The organism is Enterocloster sp. OA13, assembly GCF_022440595.1.
Classification (GTDB): Bacteria; Bacillota; Clostridia; order Lachnospirales; family Lachnospiraceae; genus Enterocloster; species Enterocloster hominis.
Genome location: NZ_JAKNTF010000001.1, coordinates 805481 through 822225, shown reverse-complemented (window position 1 = coordinate 822225; position 16745 = coordinate 805481). Strand labels below are relative to the sequence as shown.

Annotated in this window: 14 protein-coding genes; 2 read left to right on the top strand and 12 right to left on the bottom strand. The window is 51.2% G+C overall.

Features of this window, described 5'->3' with window-relative positions; genetic code table 11:
* Nucleotides 1–13: 13 nt before the first annotated feature.
* From MCJ35_RS03575 to MCJ35_RS03520, 12 genes are all read right to left on the bottom strand, one after another.
* Complete coding sequence (locus MCJ35_RS03575; RefSeq protein WP_025482953.1) at nt 14–766, bottom strand: hypothetical protein; 753 nt, start codon at nt 764–766, stop codon at nt 14–16.
* 252 nt (nt 767–1018) lie between these two features.
* Nucleotides 1019–2335, bottom strand: coding sequence for a GHKL domain-containing protein (locus MCJ35_RS03570; protein ID WP_025482955.1), 1317 nt, complete (start codon nt 2333–2335; stop codon nt 1019–1021).
* Nucleotides 2301–3041 (bottom strand): LytR/AlgR family response regulator transcription factor, encoded by a 741-nt coding sequence (locus tag MCJ35_RS03565; RefSeq protein WP_025482959.1) that lies wholly within the window; start codon nt 3039–3041, stop codon nt 2301–2303. Before MCJ35_RS03565 ends, MCJ35_RS03570 begins: the two co-directional genes overlap by 35 nt.
* A gap of 1227 nt (nt 3042–4268) precedes the next feature.
* Nucleotides 4269–5351, bottom strand: a complete 1083-nt coding sequence (locus MCJ35_RS03560) for an ethanolamine utilization protein EutH (RefSeq protein WP_025482960.1) — start codon at nt 5349–5351, stop codon at nt 4269–4271.
* 4 nt (nt 5352–5355) lie between these two features.
* Nucleotides 5356–6147 (bottom strand): SDR family oxidoreductase UcpA, encoded by a 792-nt coding sequence (gene ucpA, locus MCJ35_RS03555; protein WP_025482961.1) that lies wholly within the window; start codon nt 6145–6147, stop codon nt 5356–5358.
* Between the two features lie 199 nt (nt 6148–6346).
* Nucleotides 6347–7069: a deoxyribose-phosphate aldolase gene (deoC, locus tag MCJ35_RS03550; protein WP_162158513.1), complete on the bottom strand. Its 723-nt coding sequence runs from the start codon at nt 7067–7069 to the stop codon at nt 6347–6349.
* A 41-nt stretch (nt 7070–7110) separates the two neighbouring features.
* Entirely contained in the window at nt 7111–8355 is a 1245-nt protein-coding gene (locus MCJ35_RS03545) for an oxidoreductase (RefSeq protein WP_025482963.1), read from the bottom strand.
* A 39-nt stretch (nt 8356–8394) separates the two neighbouring features.
* Nucleotides 8395–9903 carry a sugar ABC transporter ATP-binding protein gene (locus MCJ35_RS03540; protein ID WP_025482964.1) on the bottom strand — a complete coding sequence of 503 codons (1509 nt, stop codon included), beginning with the start codon at nt 9901–9903 and terminating at the stop codon, nt 8395–8397.
* Between the two features lie 14 nt (nt 9904–9917).
* On the bottom strand, nt 9918–10889 hold the full coding sequence (locus tag MCJ35_RS03535) for an ABC transporter permease (protein ID WP_034576220.1): 972 nt from the start codon (nt 10887–10889) through the stop codon (nt 9918–9920).
* A 24-nt stretch (nt 10890–10913) separates the two neighbouring features.
* Nucleotides 10914–11981 (bottom strand): zinc-dependent alcohol dehydrogenase, encoded by a 1068-nt coding sequence (locus MCJ35_RS03530; protein WP_025482966.1) that lies wholly within the window; start codon nt 11979–11981, stop codon nt 10914–10916.
* 14 nt (nt 11982–11995) lie between these two features.
* Nucleotides 11996–12976: a sugar phosphate isomerase/epimerase family protein gene (locus MCJ35_RS03525; RefSeq protein WP_025482967.1), complete on the bottom strand. Its 981-nt coding sequence runs from the start codon at nt 12974–12976 to the stop codon at nt 11996–11998.
* Between the two features lie 78 nt (nt 12977–13054).
* Complete coding sequence (locus MCJ35_RS03520; protein WP_227796359.1) at nt 13055–14170, bottom strand: substrate-binding domain-containing protein; 1116 nt, start codon at nt 14168–14170, stop codon at nt 13055–13057.
* Nucleotides 14171–14464: 294 nt separating this feature from the next.
* Here MCJ35_RS03520 and MCJ35_RS03515 point away from each other — a divergent pair, with 294 nt between their 5' ends.
* Together MCJ35_RS03515 and MCJ35_RS03510 are read left to right on the top strand one after the other, a co-directional pair.
* Nucleotides 14465–15265 (top strand): DeoR/GlpR family DNA-binding transcription regulator, encoded by an 801-nt coding sequence (locus MCJ35_RS03515; protein ID WP_025482969.1) that lies wholly within the window; start codon nt 14465–14467, stop codon nt 15263–15265.
* Nucleotides 15266–15283: 18 nt separating this feature from the next.
* Nucleotides 15284–16735 carry an ATP-binding cassette domain-containing protein gene (locus tag MCJ35_RS03510; RefSeq protein ID WP_081739041.1) on the top strand — a complete coding sequence of 484 codons (1452 nt, stop codon included), beginning with the start codon at nt 15284–15286 and terminating at the stop codon, nt 16733–16735.
* The last annotated feature ends 10 nt before the right edge of the window (nt 16736–16745 follow it).

Here is a 16745-nt window from a genome sequence, read left to right as displayed (position 1 = left end):
TTTCCCCCTCATCCTATCCCGGCAGCACCGCGCCTCCGGCAGTGTCAATCCCGGGACAACGGCTCTCCAATTCCTCCTGGAGCGCCCTGGCTGCTTCCAGTGATGTCTCTGCCCATGCGTTTTTTCCATCCATGTTCTTCAGATTGATGGTCAGATAATGCGCCTGTTTACTGGTGTTCCCAACTTTAACATAGTATGTATTATCCTGCAGGTAAGCTTCTTTAAGATGGCTGAGTTTCAGTATATTGGGCGCATTGCTGCCGTAAAGGCAGATATAATCCCTGGTTAATATCCCTTTCTTCTGCCCGGTTGTAAATGACTTCAGCTTCCCAAGATGATTCAGGATCAAGGTGTCCGGCTCCATGGCCTGTTTATCAAATTCCCGTATCTCCTGTTCGCTTAAGCCGCCTGCCTTGGCAAAAAAGCGGATCCAGTCATCCACGGTTTTTCTCATGTCCTTTGTTATGAAAAAGATAACCGCTCCAAATAACAGGACCAGCAAAAGAAAAAAGACGCAAATCCCAATTCCAACCCCCAGCATGTTTTCCTCTGCATCCCGGATTATCTCCAATGTCCTGTTTATGGACCAGGCCAGACCTGCAATACTCCCTGCCAGAAATGCAATCATGAAAAACATGCCCAGCCCCGCATTGACTCCTTTTAGGGATTTCTTGTAAGCCTTGAACACAGAGCCTTCCGGGTAATTTTTCTTCATGAAGTCTTCATTCATAAACTCCATGTATGGTTCTTTGTTTTGAGCCGTCATATAGTATTTCCTCCTTTTCCATACCTTTCCAGGGTATCCTTAGATGGCAGAATCACTTCGGAATCCACACAGATATAAAAGGATACTGCCTTAGTACTACCTTAATTAGCGGTGAATAAAGCGCCCGTTAATTACGCACAGCCGACGGAAAGCAATTTTCAAACACGCTCTGGTTTTATTATACGGATTTAGCATCAAAAAACAATTGGCACAGCATAAACCGTACTATTTCGACACAAAAAGCAGGGCGGTTCATTCAGAAACCTCCCGCAGATTGATTTCCTGAATAAACCGTCCTGTCTCTTCACGGTAACTATAGCATCCCTGATATTTATCAACAATACCACGGATAGTCTCCATGCCAAATCCATGATACCGATCCTCCGGTTTTCTGCTTTCCAGATTAGGATTGTCCCTCATCACGGACCCGGAAATGGTATTTTCCATGAAAATTTCTGTTGTTCCTTCCTCCTCCCTCACCACCAGTTCCAATTCCCGTCCTGTCCCCGCCTCCATACAGGCCTCGATTCCATTGGAAATCAGGTTGTACAAAAGAGTTCCCATGTCCATGCTGTCAATCCTGTCCTGTCTGCCCATGACCACGTACCGGAACCGGATTCCCTTTTCCCGGCATTCCTGAACAGCCTTAATCAAGGCTGCATTTAGCCCCTCATTCCCCGTATCCTGTGGCAGTTCCGGATAATTGCCCAAATCTGCCCCCATGCGTTCAATGTAATCGGCCGCCTCGTCGTACCGCTCCTTTATCACAAGGCGGTACAGCACATTCAGACGTCCCTTCATATCATGACGAAGATGGTTTACCTCCCGGCCCATTCTGTATAAATCCTTTATCTGTTCCTCCTGCTGGAATCTGGTTTCCCTTCTGAATTCCGTCTCACACTGTTCCCTCCGGTATTGCTCCAGACGGTGATAAAAGCTTCCAATAAGAACTATCACCCCTAAGATTCCCGCCAGCATACAAAGGGATAAAAAATATCTCCCCCTCTGGTCCAGTCTGCCTTCCTCCAGAAGAAACATTCCCAGAATCAGTATAAACATGCAGAAAAATGTACCTGCCAGCATTCCATCCTCTGCCTGTCCCATCCCCTTTTTCTGTCCGTACAAAGCCAGGGCTGCCCGTCCCATGGAGAATTTAAGGGCGCATCCCGCCAGCATCGGAAACACAACAGCCCTCCGGTCCATGACCAGCAGCGTATTAAGACTACTGCCCGTGATAATCCCCATTGCCCCATACATCATGTAGGAACTGCTGATGGCTACCAATACCCATAGAAAGCTGTGGACAAGGATCCTTTGCATTTTCCCATTCAGTGCAATGAAGCCATAGGCTGCCAGCACCACCCCATAACTGATTCCCAGGCCCCCTTCAAAAGCCGCATGACGGTTGAGCAGGGCCATGATTCCATAATAGGCAGTACATCCGCCTGCAAACAGCATGATTCGGGCAGCGCCGGAATATTTCTTTTCAAAACCATGGTCCATATATTCCACAGCCATGATGGTGGACAATACATCAATCACATAACTGGCTGCCGCGCTTCCTTCCATATTCCATCATCATCTCCTTTACCCCTTTTCTTCTGTCCCTTCCCACTGGAACAACCATACCATTTTTAAGGACAGCGTCCATTTTCCCTATCTGGGAAACATGGGACTGATTCACCAGATAATTCCGGTGGATACGGATAAAACCATACGCCTTCAGTTCCTCCTCCACAGGCTTCAGGCTCCCATAGACAGAGTACTCTGCGCCGCCGGACATCCTGTATGTCAATGTGTGGCCATTGCATTCTATGTACAAGATATCCCGCAAAAGCACCTCCCCCGCCCCAAAGCCGCCCTGGATTTTATAACTGATTTTCCTGCGGGCCGTCACCTGAAAATATTTCTGCAGCGCCCGGTTCATATCCCGCTTTAAAAGTCCCTTCCTCACAAACCAAAGAGGCATATACTCATGGGAGTCAAAAACCCAGCTCTCATGGCTGGATACAAATATAAGCCTGGTTTCAGGGCAGCTGGCCCCCAGCTGTCCTGCCAGCCAGAAACCATCCTTCCCCGGCATCTCAATGTCGAGAAACGCCAGGTCAAAAGGCTGCTTAATCCCCGCCTCATATAATCTGCAGCTATCGGTAAACAGGCTTATCTGCAGATCCATGGCTCCTGGCAGCCCCTCAATATATGCTTTTATTTCCTCTTCAATCTGCTCCAGATATACCCTGTCATCATCACAGACAGCCACACGAAGTATCTCCACGGGATTACCCCCTCTTTTATTCTTATATCCATGGGCCAAGGTGGTACTTATGGCTGGGTTGACCTGGCTGGATTGGACCTGGCTGGGTTGGATAATGCTGGACTGGATAATGCTCTGGATTGGATAATGCTGGATTGGCTATATTGAACTGGATTGGTTTAGTTTAGACCGGATTGTTTTACCAGCACGCCCTTATCTTTTCAATCAACAGCCAACATGACCCTCCAGTCCGCCCACGGCCTGTTTCACACTGATACCTGTTACCTTCCCCTTAATAGTTCCCTATCCTCATGCCCTTCCCTTTAAGCCAGCCGCTGGTATTTGATGTTCCGCTCCTTTAAACAGCATCCGGCTTTCTTAATTTCCAGCTTTTCATTATTCACCATACATCAACATCTCAGTGGTTCATGTCAATGCATATTTTCATAAATAATCCTTCCCGTCCTGCCTATAGGCGGTTAAGACATACTACTTCATTATAAAATAGGGTGCGGAGACATGCAATACCTGGTTTTTAGAGAAAATGCAGGTTAGTTTATACTACTCCTGAAGCAGGAGTCCTTCTGTCACTCACATTTTTTTGCCAGGGAATTGGCGGCGTATCCTGCTGGTCAAATACATACATAAAAAGCAGGGCATCAAAACACCTGGCACCTGCTTTTAATTATACTGCATTTTAAATTTTGGATGGACCGCAGGACAAAAGGGATAATAGAGCCAGAAGGGACTTAAATCCTTCCGGCTCCGTGGTTTTTATCTTTTATTGTTACGTATTTAGGACCGCTAAATAAATCCACTGCACACATAGCTGGCTGTCAATGACTGTACAGCGCGGGATTTTTCTTTCATTGCGCTCACTTAAAAATTAGAGAAAAACGGTCCCGGCCACTCATAGTATCCATATTCATAGCTGCTCATATCCGGCTGATTGTACCTGGCTGATTGTATCCGGCTAATTGTATTTCATCAATCAATAGAACTGCTTTCCTCCATAATATCAAAAAATCCCGGAGCATTGTCATGTTCAACGTTTTACCAAATCTCCGGGGATGGATAATCAGTTCCACCTTCACAGGCCGCCACAGGGACCAATCCGCTGCAGGGGCCTGTCCGCTACAGAAACCCGTCCACTGCAGGAACCCATCCGCTGCAGAAACCCGTCCACTGCAGGGGCCAGCCCACCCAACATACCTCTTCCCCCTGTTTTTCTTACTTTCCCTTGTTTTCTTACTCTCCCCGCTTCCCCCTTACCAGCCACAAAGCCACTCCCACCGCCAGCACGCCTCCGGCCAGTTTTCCGCACACCATGGCCCCAATCCGTTCCGGCGCAACCGCGGAACAAAATCCCAGATGGTCGCCCAATGTAAATGCAGCGCAGGTGGCAAATGCGAAGTTAAGCACCTTGCCCCGTTCATCCATGTCCTTCACCATTGCCATCATTGGAACATTATTAGCCAGGGTGGAGAGGAATCCGGCCATAGCAGTTTCATTGACACCCAGGTATCTTCCCGCCCTGCCAAGAGGACCCTTCAGATATCTGCGGATCACCGCCATCATGGGATATGCGCCGGACAGCATGACGGCAATGCTCCCAAGGATGACAAAGGAGTCTTTTAAAGGCGCCATCCCTTTTACAACCGTTATCCCTGTCATTTCCTGTGCGGCGGCTGTTATCAATGCCAGGGTAATGACCACTACCACACCTCTTCCAAACAGTACAAAGAAGCGGATTGTCTGATCTGGGAACCAGAACAATCCGGCGGCCAGAACCAGGGCAGCCAGGATTACGGGCAGCAGGTTAAGCAACAGTATGCCCACAGGCAGTCCCAGCAGCAGGCCTCCGGCCAGACAGCCGGCAGGCAGTGCAATAAGGCCCGCCATGGTGCCCATTGCCATGGATCCGTAGTCTTCTTTTCTGATAATGGTCAATGCCACCGGAACGCTGAAGGTCACGCTGGCTGCCAGCATGGACGCCACTATCAGGGCCGCGAAGTCGGCTGCCAGCCCATCCGTTGTCATGGCATGGGCCAGCGGATAACATCCAGTATCAACCGGTATCAGGAGGGCCGGGGCCATGGCAGGGTTAATCCCTGCTTTTGCAGCCAAAGGCCCCACCACGCCGGACAGCCATCCGGCCAGCAGCGGGGACAGACTGGTGATGCCCGCCATGGTTAAGGCAAGCGGCCCCAGGGCGTGGAAACCATTTTCAAATTCCTGTCCCAATCCAAGACGGTTGCCGGCGATTTTATCCAAACCGCCGGCAACCAGGAACAGGGCCATTATAAACACGATGCCCTTTGATAGTATCATACAGTTAAACTCCTACGCTGACGCTTTCCGGCAGTGTGCTTCCTCCGTCGATGACGGACTGGGTACCTGTCAGATAGCTGGATTCATCCGATGCCAGGAAGGCTGCCAGTTCCCCCACCTCTGTGGGTGCGGCCAGCCGTCTCATGGGGATTGCCTTTGCCATTTCAGTCAGAACGGATTCCGGATTCTCAGGATCTGACTGACGGGCAATGCTCTCAGCCATGGGAGTACGCACATAACCCGGACAGATGGCGTTGACACGGATGCCGGAGCCGGCGAATTCCACAGCAAGGGACTTGGTAAATCCCACCAGGGCTGCTTTGGAAAGGGCGTAGGCTGTCTCCCCCGGGTCCGCTACCATGTCCCCGGTCACGGAAGACATGATGACAATCCTTCCGTCTCCCCGTTTCACCATTCCGGGAAGTACGGCTTTTGTCACATTCCATACCCCTTTTATATTGATGTCAATATGGAAATCCCTGTCCGCGTCACTCATTTCCAGGAAGTTACCAAGCCTGCACACGCCTGCATTATTGACCAGTATATCGATTTCCCCCATCTGCTGCGTTCCCTCCGCAACAGCCGCCGCCACCTGGGCAGCATCACGCACATCAGCCTGGACCGCCGCGCAGGGATATCCCTGGGATTTTAGTTCTTCCGCCAGTGTTTTGGCTTCCGGGGACACATCTAAAAGAATCAGCCTAGCCCCATGTTTTGCAAAAATTTTTACAATCCCTTCCCCAATTCCCCGTGAAGCGCCTGTAATCAGCGCAGTCTTACCTGTAAGTTTTCCCATATTCCTATTCTCCTTACCTGAAAATGCCGCACAGGCGGCATTTTCATTCATCTTCATCCATCTCTATCTGTCCGCATCTGTCACCATCAGTTTTTACCGATCATCGGCCTGTCGTGGATATATCATTCCACCGCAGACCCATCATTCCATCGCAGGACCCATCATTCCACCGCAGACCCATCACTCCGCCACAGCCCCATCACTCTACCGTAGACATATCAATATCATGCCCCAGCGCAATGGCCTCCTCAATAATCTTCACAGCAGAGCTAAGTCCGATGCCGAATCTGCACGCGCCTCTTTTATACATCTTTAAGAGAGTGTTCAAATCCCGGACGCCCCCTGCAACCTTTACCTTTGCACGGTCCCCTACCGTTGCCTTAATAAGTTCCACGTGATGGAGGCTGGTAGGCTCTTTGGAAAATCCGGTTCCGGTCTTAACATAGTCCGCGCCGCCTTCAATACACAGCTCGCATGCCTTTACAATCTCCTCATCCGTCAGAACCATTGCTTCAATAATCACTTTCAGGGAGGTCCCCCTGGTTGCTTCCCTGACCGCCTTGATGTCCTCCAGGACCTTGTCATACAGTCCGGCCTTCAGCCATCCCACATTCATGACCATATCATTTTCCACCGGGTTCAGCTTCATGAAATCATGGGCCAGATACACCTTGGTCTCTGTGGATTCCTGGCCGGATGGGAATGCAAGGGAGGTTCCAAACGCCGTGTTGGTGCCCTTTAACATCTCCACCAGCTGCGGATAATAGCATGGCCAGCAGAAGCAGGAACCGAAGTCATATTTCCTGCATGCCTCGACCATGGCCTCAACATCCCGGATTGTGGTGTCCAGCTTCAAAACGCTGGGGTCCATCATGTAAGCGATATCCTTTACTGTCAATACGTCTTTTCTGTACTCTTTCATTTTCTTTGCCTTTCTTTCTATGTGAATTTTTATAACGTTCCTCAGGTATGCAGCTCCGTAAGCTTGCCCATCTTCTTGCGTATCTCCACAAACCTCTGTGTATATGGCTTGTTGAATGCCACGCATCCCACCGGCTGCTGGCGTATCATCAGTTCCTCGCAGTTCATGCACTGGGTACAGTATTTGATTTCATTTTCCCGGCCCTCCATCAGCTTTAACGGGGTCAGGGGATCAGCAAAGGACTGGCGTCCCAGGCCCACCATATCCATCATGCCGTCCTCAATGCATCTGGCGCCCATTGCAAAGAGGGAGGATTTCTCCGGTTCAATGGACAGCAGCTTGTTCTTCCCTCCGCGGAAGGAGGAGAAATGGGAACCGATGACAACAGTCTCAGGCTTCAGGGCCTTCTTCATCAGGTCCGCAAAGTAAATGTGCAGATAGGAAAAGTATGGATCATTGGTAGCTGCCTCCATGAAACTCATGCTGCAGTGGACATTGCCCAATGATTCCACAAAATAGGATGCCCCCATCTTCTCCAGGCCCTGAATCAGGTCTATTGGCTCCGTCATGTCCATCAGTGGGGAATCCGGGCCGGCTGAACCGAATCCTCCAGGGAACCCCTCCCACATGGACATCTTGGAACCGATAAGGAAGTTCCTGTCATAGTTAACCGCTTTCTGGATCCGCTCCATCAGGTCATAGGCGAATGCGGAACGCCTCTCCCAAGAGCCCCCGTATTTCCAGTCCCTGTCATTATAGGGGCGGATGATCTGGGAACCCAGGTATCCGTGGCACAGCTTCATGTCCACGCCGTCCGCGCCCACGTTCTGGCAGATTTTTGCTGCCAGGGCAAACTGGTCCATGATGTGGTCCACTTCCTCTTCTGTCAGGATATCCCCCTCCAGCCCATGGACCGGCTTCACGCAAACCCTTCTGGAAAATTCAGGCTCGCTGATTTCCCCGGAATGGGTCAGCTGGAACACAATCATGGTGTCCGGGTTTATTTCCTTCATCCTGCGTATGAATTTCTCCAGGGCCTTTTCGTTGCGGGGCATGATTTCCAGCTGCGTCTTCCTGGCCCTGCTTTCATTGGTTACTGTTATGGCCTCCAGGTCCACCAGGCCGAACCCGCCCTTGTACAGGTTCTCATACCGCTCATAGGTCAGGTCCGTGGGATTGCCCTCTGCATCCGAGTCCACACACTCCATGGGCTGGGCAAAAAACCGGTTCCTGCACTCCCTGCCTCCAATCTTAATGGGCTGCAATAATGTCTCTTTATATCCCATACATCAAATTCTCCTTTTTATGATTTCATCCAAACATCTTCACTCCCGCCCGGCCTGCTTCTCACCGCTGGCCAGCTTCATGATATTCTCCTCCGTATACTCCTCAAAGGAAAGCTCCCCGGTCACCGTCCCTTCATGCATGACCATGATGCGGTCCGAGACAGCCATGATTTCAGGCATTTCCGAGGAAATCATGATGATGCTAACCCCGGCGTTTGCCAGTTTATCCATTAACAGGTAAATCTCATACTTTGCCCCCACATCGATTCCCCTGGTCGGCTCGTCCAGGATCAGTATCCTGCATTGGGATGCCAGCCATTTGGATAAGACCACCTTCTGCTGGTTGCCTCCTGAGAGGAATTTGCAGACCTTGAATATATCCGGCGCCGCGATTTTTAGTTCCTGCATGTACTGGTTTGCCAGCCTTGTCTCCTCTTTCCCCTTCATGAACCCGTTGGAGGACACACGTTTTGGGGAGGCGATGGCAATGTTATCCTTGATTGTCTGGTTCAGGAACAGCCCCTGGGCCTTCCTGTCCTCTGTGGCGAATCCCATGCCGAGTTCCACGGCCTGGCATGGGTGGGTGATGTGCACGGTCTTCCCAAAGAGCTTAAGCTCCCCGGAATGTACCTTGTCCGCCCCGAATATGGCCCGCATGACCTCGGTCCTTCCAGCGCCCACCAGCCCCGAAAAGCCCAGGATTTCCCCTTTGTGAAGGGAAAAGGATACATTGTGGAAATGCTCCCCGCCCAAGTCCTTTGCCTCTAATACCACTTCCTGCGGCAGGACCCTGTGGCGCGGCGGGAACGTGTCTTTCAGATCCCGCCCAATCATTTTTCCGATGAGCCAGTCCTTATCCACATCCGCAATGTTGGCGCAGTCCACAAATGCCCCGTCCCTCAGTACCGTAATCCTGTCGCAGATTTCAAACAGTTCCTCCAGCCTGTGGGATATGTAAATCACCGTAATATTGTCCTGCTTCAGCTTCCGGACAATTTCAAACAGCACGTCAATCTCTTTCTGGGTCAGGCTGTCCGTGGGTTCGTCCATGACAATGATTTTTGCATGATAGGAAACCGCTTTTGCAATATCTATCATCTGCTGCTGGGCAACGCTTAGGTTCCTCACCGGAACATGGTAATCCGGGATGGTGCCCGCGCTTACATAGTCCAGCCATTTTTTTGCAAACGCTTCCTCCTCTTTCTTTTTAATAAACTGGTTTTTGTGAATCTCATGTCCAAGCATCAGATTCTCAACCGCATTTAAATCCGGGATCAGGCTCAGCTCCTGGTAGATGATGGCAATCCCCTTATCGATGGCATCCTGAGGCTTGTGGAAATGCATTTCCTTCCCAAAAATGCGTACAGTCCCACTATCTGCCTGGTAAACGCCAGCCAGAACCTTCATAAGGGTTGATTTTCCTGCGCCATTCTCTCCGATGAGAGCGTGTATCTCTCCTTCCTTTACCTTCAGGTCCACATGATTTAAGGCGGTCACTTTGGAAAATGTCTTGGTAACGTCAAGCATTTCCAATGCGTATTCGCTCATATGCTCACCTCGGATTATTTGTTTTTCTTCTGAATCAATACTGCCACCAGAATAATGAGACCCTTAATGACAATCTGAAGATAAGGATTCACTCCCAGCAGGTTCAGGATATTATTCATCACCGCCATGATCAGCACGCCTGCCAGGGTACAGATCAGGGAACCGCGCCCTCCTGCCATGGAGGTGCCGCCGATGACAACCGCGGCAATGGCGTCCATGTCATACCCGGTGCTGCCGTTGGGCTCGCCTACCCGGACCCTGGCAGCCAGCATCACGCCTGCAATGGCCGCGGTCAGGCCGCAAAGCCCGTATGCCATGATTTTGTGGAACTTCACCTTTACGCCGGAGAGCCTGGCAGCCTCGGAATTGCTGCCGATGGCGTAGATATGCCGTCCAAATACGGTCTTGTGGAGCAGTATCATGAATATGACCATGATGACCGCATAAAGCACCACCGCGTAGGGGATGACTCCCCCCAGGGACTTGGAACCAAAGGTGGACCAGAACTTGGAAACCGAGCCTCCCGGCGCCCCGTTGGTATAGATATAGTTCAGGCCCTTTAACACCTGGCCCGTGCCAAGGGTGATGATGAAGGCCTCCACGCCCCTGCATACAATGATACTGCCGTTAACCAGTCCGATGACAAATCCAAAGAACATCACCAGCAGGACAGGTCCTATGTAAACGCCGGTTCCGCCTGCTGCCACATACGGTTCCATCATCCTTGCCATCACGCAGGCCGCAATTGCCATGGTACTTGTAACGGAAAGGTCAATCCCTCCCACCAGCAGCACCATGGTCATACCGATGCTGACCACACCGACAATGGATGCCTGCCGAAGTATATTGGTAATATTTTTAAATGTCGGAAAGATAGGTGATATGATGCTTGCAATTACCAACAGGATGATCAGCGCTATGTACGGACCGCTGACCGGATTATTCAGTATCCTCTTCACCATTCCGGATCCACTTTTTTCTTTCATGTTCGTAATGTCCCCCTTATAGGCTTATTTATAAAGTATGACCCGTTCTTTCGCCTCAGGGCTTACCAGAACTTTGACCAGTTTCGGGTTCTTGCGGATTTCATTGACCGCATCCTCCAGTTCCTCCAGGGGAACAATCATGGAAATCAGGGGCATGGGATCGATACGGCCATATTTAAGCAGTGTCAGCGCATCGCCCCAGTCATATCCGATTCCGGCGCAGCTTCCGCTGACCTTCTTTTCCTCCAGCACGAATTGCACCGGCGGCAGGCTGGCGTAGTCGTCATCCGCACAGATTCCGAATGCCTCCACCTTTCCGCCTCTTCTGACCATCTGGAAAGCCTGCTCATATGTTTTGGAGTTCCCCACTGCTTCCAGAACAAAGTCGGCCCCCACGCCGTTGGTCAGCTTCATGACCTCCCCCACCACGTCCGGGGTCTCCTTGAAGTTAATGACATGGTCCGCCACCATTTCCCTGGCCATCATAAGGCGGTCCTGATTGCCGTCAATGACAATCACAGGCGCCGCGCCCCGCAGCTTCGCAAGACAGGCATGGATGATGCCGAGGCCCGCGCCGATGACCACCACGCTCCTTCCCATGACGCAGTCCATTTTCCTGGATGCGTTAAGACAGGCCGTAAGCGGTTCTACAAATGCAGCCTTTTCATCCGACACCCCGTCCGGGACCACATACACATTCTTCCACGGCACCTTTACATATTCTGCGAACCCGCCGTCCACATGGATCCCAATCTGCTTAAAATCCGTACACAGAAGGGGTTCCCCAATCCGGCAGTGATAACAGGTGCCGCAGGGCTTACAGATATCGCAGGTCACCCTGTCCCCTGGCTTTAACCCCTGGGCGCCAGCCCCCACTTCCTCAATGGTGCCATAGAATTCGTGGCCCGTAATCAGGGGCAGGCACGCCACCTCGTCCGCATATTTCCCTGTATAGGAACCCCAGTCGGAACCGCAGATCCCGCAGTATTTAATCTTAATCAGTACTTCGTCATCCGATATCTCCGGTACCGGTACTTCTGAAAATTCATAGTGATATGGTCTTGTAAGAACCTGTGCCCTCATTTTCCTCATGATAATCTTCTCCTTTATTTTGTGAACAGCGCGTCGCTGCGGCCCTCGTAGGGCGCGTCAATCATCAGCGGACGCAGGAACTCAATGGTTTTCTTCACGCCGTCCCCGCGGCTCATGATCACATCCTCATGCTCATAGTTAAACACACCGTCATATCCTGTGATGAACAGTTCGCTGATCAGGCGCTTCCAGTCCACGTCGCCCCATCCCGGTATGCGGAAACGGAAGGAGCGGTCCAGACGGCCCCACCCGTCCTGCATGTACATGTTAAGCCCGCCCTTCGCCAGGTTGTGGTACACAATTTCACAGTCCTTTGCATGGACCAGGGCTATCCGTCCTCTCAGTTCATCCACAAATGTCTGGATGTTCACTCCTGAGAACAGGATATTGGCCGGGTCCAGGTTGATTGCAAATGCCGGATGGTAATCCACCACCTCCAGCAGGCGCAGGGCTGACTGGGTATCGTAAACCACGTTGTTGGGATGTGGTTCAAATGCAACCTTGATACCGTATTCCCGGTACTTATCCATGACCCTGCCCCATTTTACCGCAAACTGCTCCTCTTCGTACTTCCATCCATCAGGCTCCGGCCAGTCATTGATATGCCCGTAGTTCTCCATGCCGGAAAATGCAACCACCGCCGGAACCCCCAGCTCCGCAGCCAGCTGTGCGGAGCGTATCATGCTTTCTGTGCCGAAACGGATTTTCTCCTCCCTTGTCCCCTTGCAGGAAGAGACAGTCCCGTCACTGTAAGGCCCCATGATCAGCGGGGAGTCCGCATGATTACTCAGGGAAGCAATGCTCAGGCCGTAACCCTCCACCATTTTCTTCAGTTCCCCTGTCCTGTGGTTCTTTAAAATGTCCTCTGCATCCACCTGGCCGTTTCCCACATAGGCCGGCAGCTCCACGCAGTCATAGCCATTGTCCGCCGCAATCTTAAGGACTTCCTCCAGCGGCTTTTCCGAATAATTCACAACACAAAATCCAATCTTCATCTATGTACCCCCTATGCGGTAATTCATATGTTCTGATCCACATGTTCTGATCCATATGCTCTTAGCATCCAGTTCCATTTAATAAGTCCAGTCGTAATCGTCCCCGTCGGGAATCAGATAATCGTCCACATTGTCCTTTGTGACCACGATGGAATCCATCATCACATCCTTTTCCTCAGGACCTTTTCCCTCGATACAGTCAATGGCCACGTGAAGGGCGTCCACGCTGGCCGCACATGGGAACTGGGTCAGGCCCACGCAGCTTCCGTCCTTAATCATCTTCACAACGCCGTTAATACCATCTGCATTTGTGAAAATGATGCCTTCCTGGTCGCGTCCCGCCTCCTTGATGGCATCCACGGCTCCCAATGTCACGCCGCCGTCCTGTGAGATGAATCCGTCGATTTCCCCGGGGCCGAATTTGGCCAGGCAGTCTTCCATGAAGCTCTTGCCCTTGCTGACCTCAAAATCCGTATACTGCCTTGCAATGATCTTGATACCGGGATACTGTGAAAATACGGAGTCCTGTCCTTCCTTCTGGAAGTTGTCCGTACTGGAACCAGCCATGGTGTCCAGCGCAATGAGATTCCCCTTTGGCTCCCCGTAGCGCTCCGTCAGGGCTTCCACCAGCATCCTTGCGCACTCCGCGCCGTTCTGCTTATCCGAATATCCCACAAAATGTGTGTAATCCTCCGTGGTACATGTACGGTCAAAGATGATGACCGGGATTCCGGTTTCAAATGCAGCCTCAATACCTGGATTGGCCGCATCCTCAACACAGGGTGTGATCAGGATTGCATCCAGGTCCTGCTGGAGCATGGCTTCTATATTACTGTTCTGGGTGTTGGCATCATCATGGGCATCGGTTTCTATCAGCTCCACCCCCAGGCGGTCGCATTCATCCACCAGCATGTCACGCATCTTTACGCGCCAGCTGTTGGATATGGAGGCGTTGGCAAAACCAATCCTGTACTTTCTTCCGGCTTCTGTTCCGGTTTCTCTTCCGGCTCCTGCCCCGTCCTGTCCTTCTGTCCCTGAACCTCCTTTATCCTCTGTCCCGGATTTCTCCTGGACGGATGAAGCCGCCTCAGTCTTTGCCCCTGCATCCCCGGCCGCGGGCTGGCTTCCCGCGTTGCAGCCAGCCATGGAAGCTGCCATTGTCAATGCCATAAGAACTGCTAATGTTTTTTTCATGATAACCCTCTCTTTCTTTTTATCCCCGGACATCTGCGGAAATCCCCCTCGCGCCCAGTCAGTTAAATTTTTAACAAAAACGATGCTGATTTGGCCAAATCGTTAAAGAAAGTCTTTTTCCTTTCTTCGTTTTCGTCATTATAGCATATGTGTTTTCGTTTTTCAAGGCTTTTTCTTTCTTTTTCTTTTTTTATTTTTCGTTTTCTTTTGTTTTTATTTTTCTTTTTTTGTTGAAATTTTTCGTTTCTTATGTTATCTTTATAGTGAAAAATGTTTTGAAAGGGAGGGGCATGAATGTTTAAGGCAGAACGTCTACACCGTATTAAAGAAATCATCTTCGAGCGCAAACAGATAGATGTCGCCACTCTCAGCACTCTTTTAAATGTAACCGAAGTAACCATCCGGAATGATTTAGAACAATTAGAAAAAAGCGGCTTCCTCACCCGTTACCACGGAGGAGCCACCTTAAATACAGAGGTATTTCCAGAACAGCAGTTCCAGTCCGTGCACACGGACAGCCCTGCCATCCCTTACGATAAGGAAAAGGAAGAGGTGGGTCTGGCAGCCTCCCAGCTGGTTAAGGAAAGGGAATGGATTTTCCTCGGCCCCGGCACCACCAGCAGTTACATCGCAAAGGCGCTTTCCAGGCGCCAGAACCTGAATATCATGACCAATAACTTTCATGTTGCCAATATCTTCGGAGGCAATACCTCGGTCCAGCTGCTGTTCCTTGGCGGGCGGATGCAGAATTCCGGCATGTATACGGTGCCCGAGGACCTGAACAAGGAACTGGAACACATCTATCTGAGCAAATTCTTCTTTTCCGTGGATGCGGCCAGCATAGAAGGAGGATACACCCTGACGGACATGAATGTCTTAGACATCATCAAGGCCATATCAAGCCGCTGCAATGAAACCGTCATGTGTATTGACAGCAAGAAGTTTGACCAGCGTTCCTTTATCCGTCTGGGGGATTTGACCTATACGTCCACCGTGGTGACCAACAACCACATTCCGCCGGAATATCACCAGTATTACATTGAACATGGAATACGGACATTTACCTCCTATGATTTAAAGCCGTTAAACTTATAAACTTCATGAGGACTGTTTATGGATAAATTCGTAGTTCGTATGACAAATGTTTGTGCAGGCCCGTTTCCGGAAAGCCATATGGACTTTGAGGCTGCGTCCGGGGAGATTACTGCCATTATCGGAAGCAACGGCGAGGGCAAGACCACCCTGGCCAAGGTCCTGGCGGGCATGATTCCCCGTATATCCGGGGACATATGGCTGGATGACAGGAAGCTGGACATACACAGCATATCTTCCGCCCACAGGAACGGCATCTATCTCATGACCGAATCCCTCCAGCTCTTTCCCGGTAAAAGCATCATGGACAACCTCCTGCTGGGCATCGAGCAGCTTATTTTCCACAACCGGCTGTTTAATCCGCCCAGGGAAAAGAAGGAAGCCGTATGCCGCCAGGTCCTTAAGGAACTTGGGCTGGACCTGGACCTGGGACAGTCCGTGGACCATCTGTCCCAGGGTGAGAAATGCCTGCTTCAGATTGGACGGATCCTGTTATGCAGGCCCAGTATCCTTATTATGGATGAGTTCTCCGCCTCCCTCACTGTGTTAGAGACAAAGCGGATCATGAGCCTTTTGACCGGGCTGAAGCAGAAGAACATCTGCATCATCCTTATTTCCCATGAGTATTCCACGGTAATCCGTTATTGCGACCGCATTTCACTGGTGGAACAGGGAAGGATTGCCGAGTCCTACTCCCGGGCCGAACTGGGGGATGAGGCCTTTGTCAGACGGGTCCTGACCTTTAAGAAGAACTTTTCATATCCGAAGCTGCCAAGGACGCCGGGACAGCCGCTCCTGACAGCCAGCCACATATCCAGCGGCATCATCAAGGATGTCTCATTTACCCTCCAGGAAGGGGAAATCCTTGGCATTGCCGGGGTAGTCGGCTCCGGCCGCACCACCCTCATCAATGCCATCATGAAGGAACGTCCCATTACCTCCGGCCGCCTGGTATATGCCCCTGCCCTGGACCGGGCCGGTGCGGTCAGCATCCTGCCCGGAGACTGCGGGGACCGCTCGCTGTTCTCCGGCAAGGACCTTACCTTTAACATCACCTCCTCCAACGTGCAGAAGGCCGCCCGGTTTTACATGATTTCCGGCCATACCCTGGATCTGTATGCCCGGGATTATATGGACAGGCTGAGCATACGCAAGCCCTCCTGCCGTGTTCCCGTGGACCAGTTAAGCCAGGGTGAGATGCAGAAGGTGCTGATTGCCCGCTCCCTGTATCAGGACGCCAAGCTCTACATATTTGACGAGCCGTCCAGCAACCTGGACCTGACGTCCAAAAGCGAGCTTTACAATATATACAACGCGCTGCTGGCCCGGGGCGCCTCCATCATTCTGATTTCCTCGGATTTCTCAGAGCTGATCGGTATGTGCGACCGCATCCTGCTTTTAAAGGCAGGGGAACAGGTAGGGCTGTATCCGGCAGATGAAATCACTAATGATTTTTTATATTCTGTTCTGTAAGATAGGGGGA

Coding starts and splice junctions, on each gene's coding strand:
- MCJ35_RS03510 (WP_081739041.1), top strand. CDS start 15,284: ATGGATAAATTCGTAGTTCGTATGACAAATGTTTGTGCAGGCCCGTTT.
- MCJ35_RS03560 (WP_025482960.1), bottom strand. CDS start 5,351: ATGATACTATCAAAGGGCATCGTGTTTATAATGGCCCTGTTCCTGGTT.
- MCJ35_RS03540 (WP_025482964.1), bottom strand. CDS start 9,903: ATGAGCGAATACGCATTGGAAATGCTTGACGTTACCAAGACATTTTCC.
- MCJ35_RS03520 (WP_227796359.1), bottom strand. CDS start 14,170: ATGAAAAAAACATTAGCAGTTCTTATGGCATTGACAATGGCAGCTTCC.
- MCJ35_RS03525 (WP_025482967.1), bottom strand. CDS start 12,976: ATGAAGATTGGATTTTGTGTTGTGAATTATTCGGAAAAGCCGCTGGAG.
- ucpA (WP_025482961.1), bottom strand. CDS start 6,147: ATGGGAAAACTTACAGGTAAGACTGCGCTGATTACAGGCGCTTCACGG.
- MCJ35_RS03535 (WP_034576220.1), bottom strand. CDS start 10,889: ATGAAAGAAAAAAGTGGATCCGGAATGGTGAAGAGGATACTGAATAAT.
- MCJ35_RS03575 (WP_025482953.1), bottom strand. CDS start 766: ATGACGGCTCAAAACAAAGAACCATACATGGAGTTTATGAATGAAGAC.
- MCJ35_RS03570 (WP_025482955.1), bottom strand. CDS start 2,335: ATGGAAGGAAGCGCGGCAGCCAGTTATGTGATTGATGTATTGTCCACC.
- MCJ35_RS03545 (WP_025482963.1), bottom strand. CDS start 8,355: ATGGGATATAAAGAGACATTATTGCAGCCCATTAAGATTGGAGGCAGG.
- MCJ35_RS03515 (WP_025482969.1), top strand. CDS start 14,465: ATGTTTAAGGCAGAACGTCTACACCGTATTAAAGAAATCATCTTCGAG.
- MCJ35_RS03530 (WP_025482966.1), bottom strand. CDS start 11,981: ATGAGGAAAATGAGGGCACAGGTTCTTACAAGACCATATCACTATGAA.
- deoC (WP_162158513.1), bottom strand. CDS start 7,069: ATGAAAGAGTACAGAAAAGACGTATTGACAGTAAAGGATATCGCTTAC.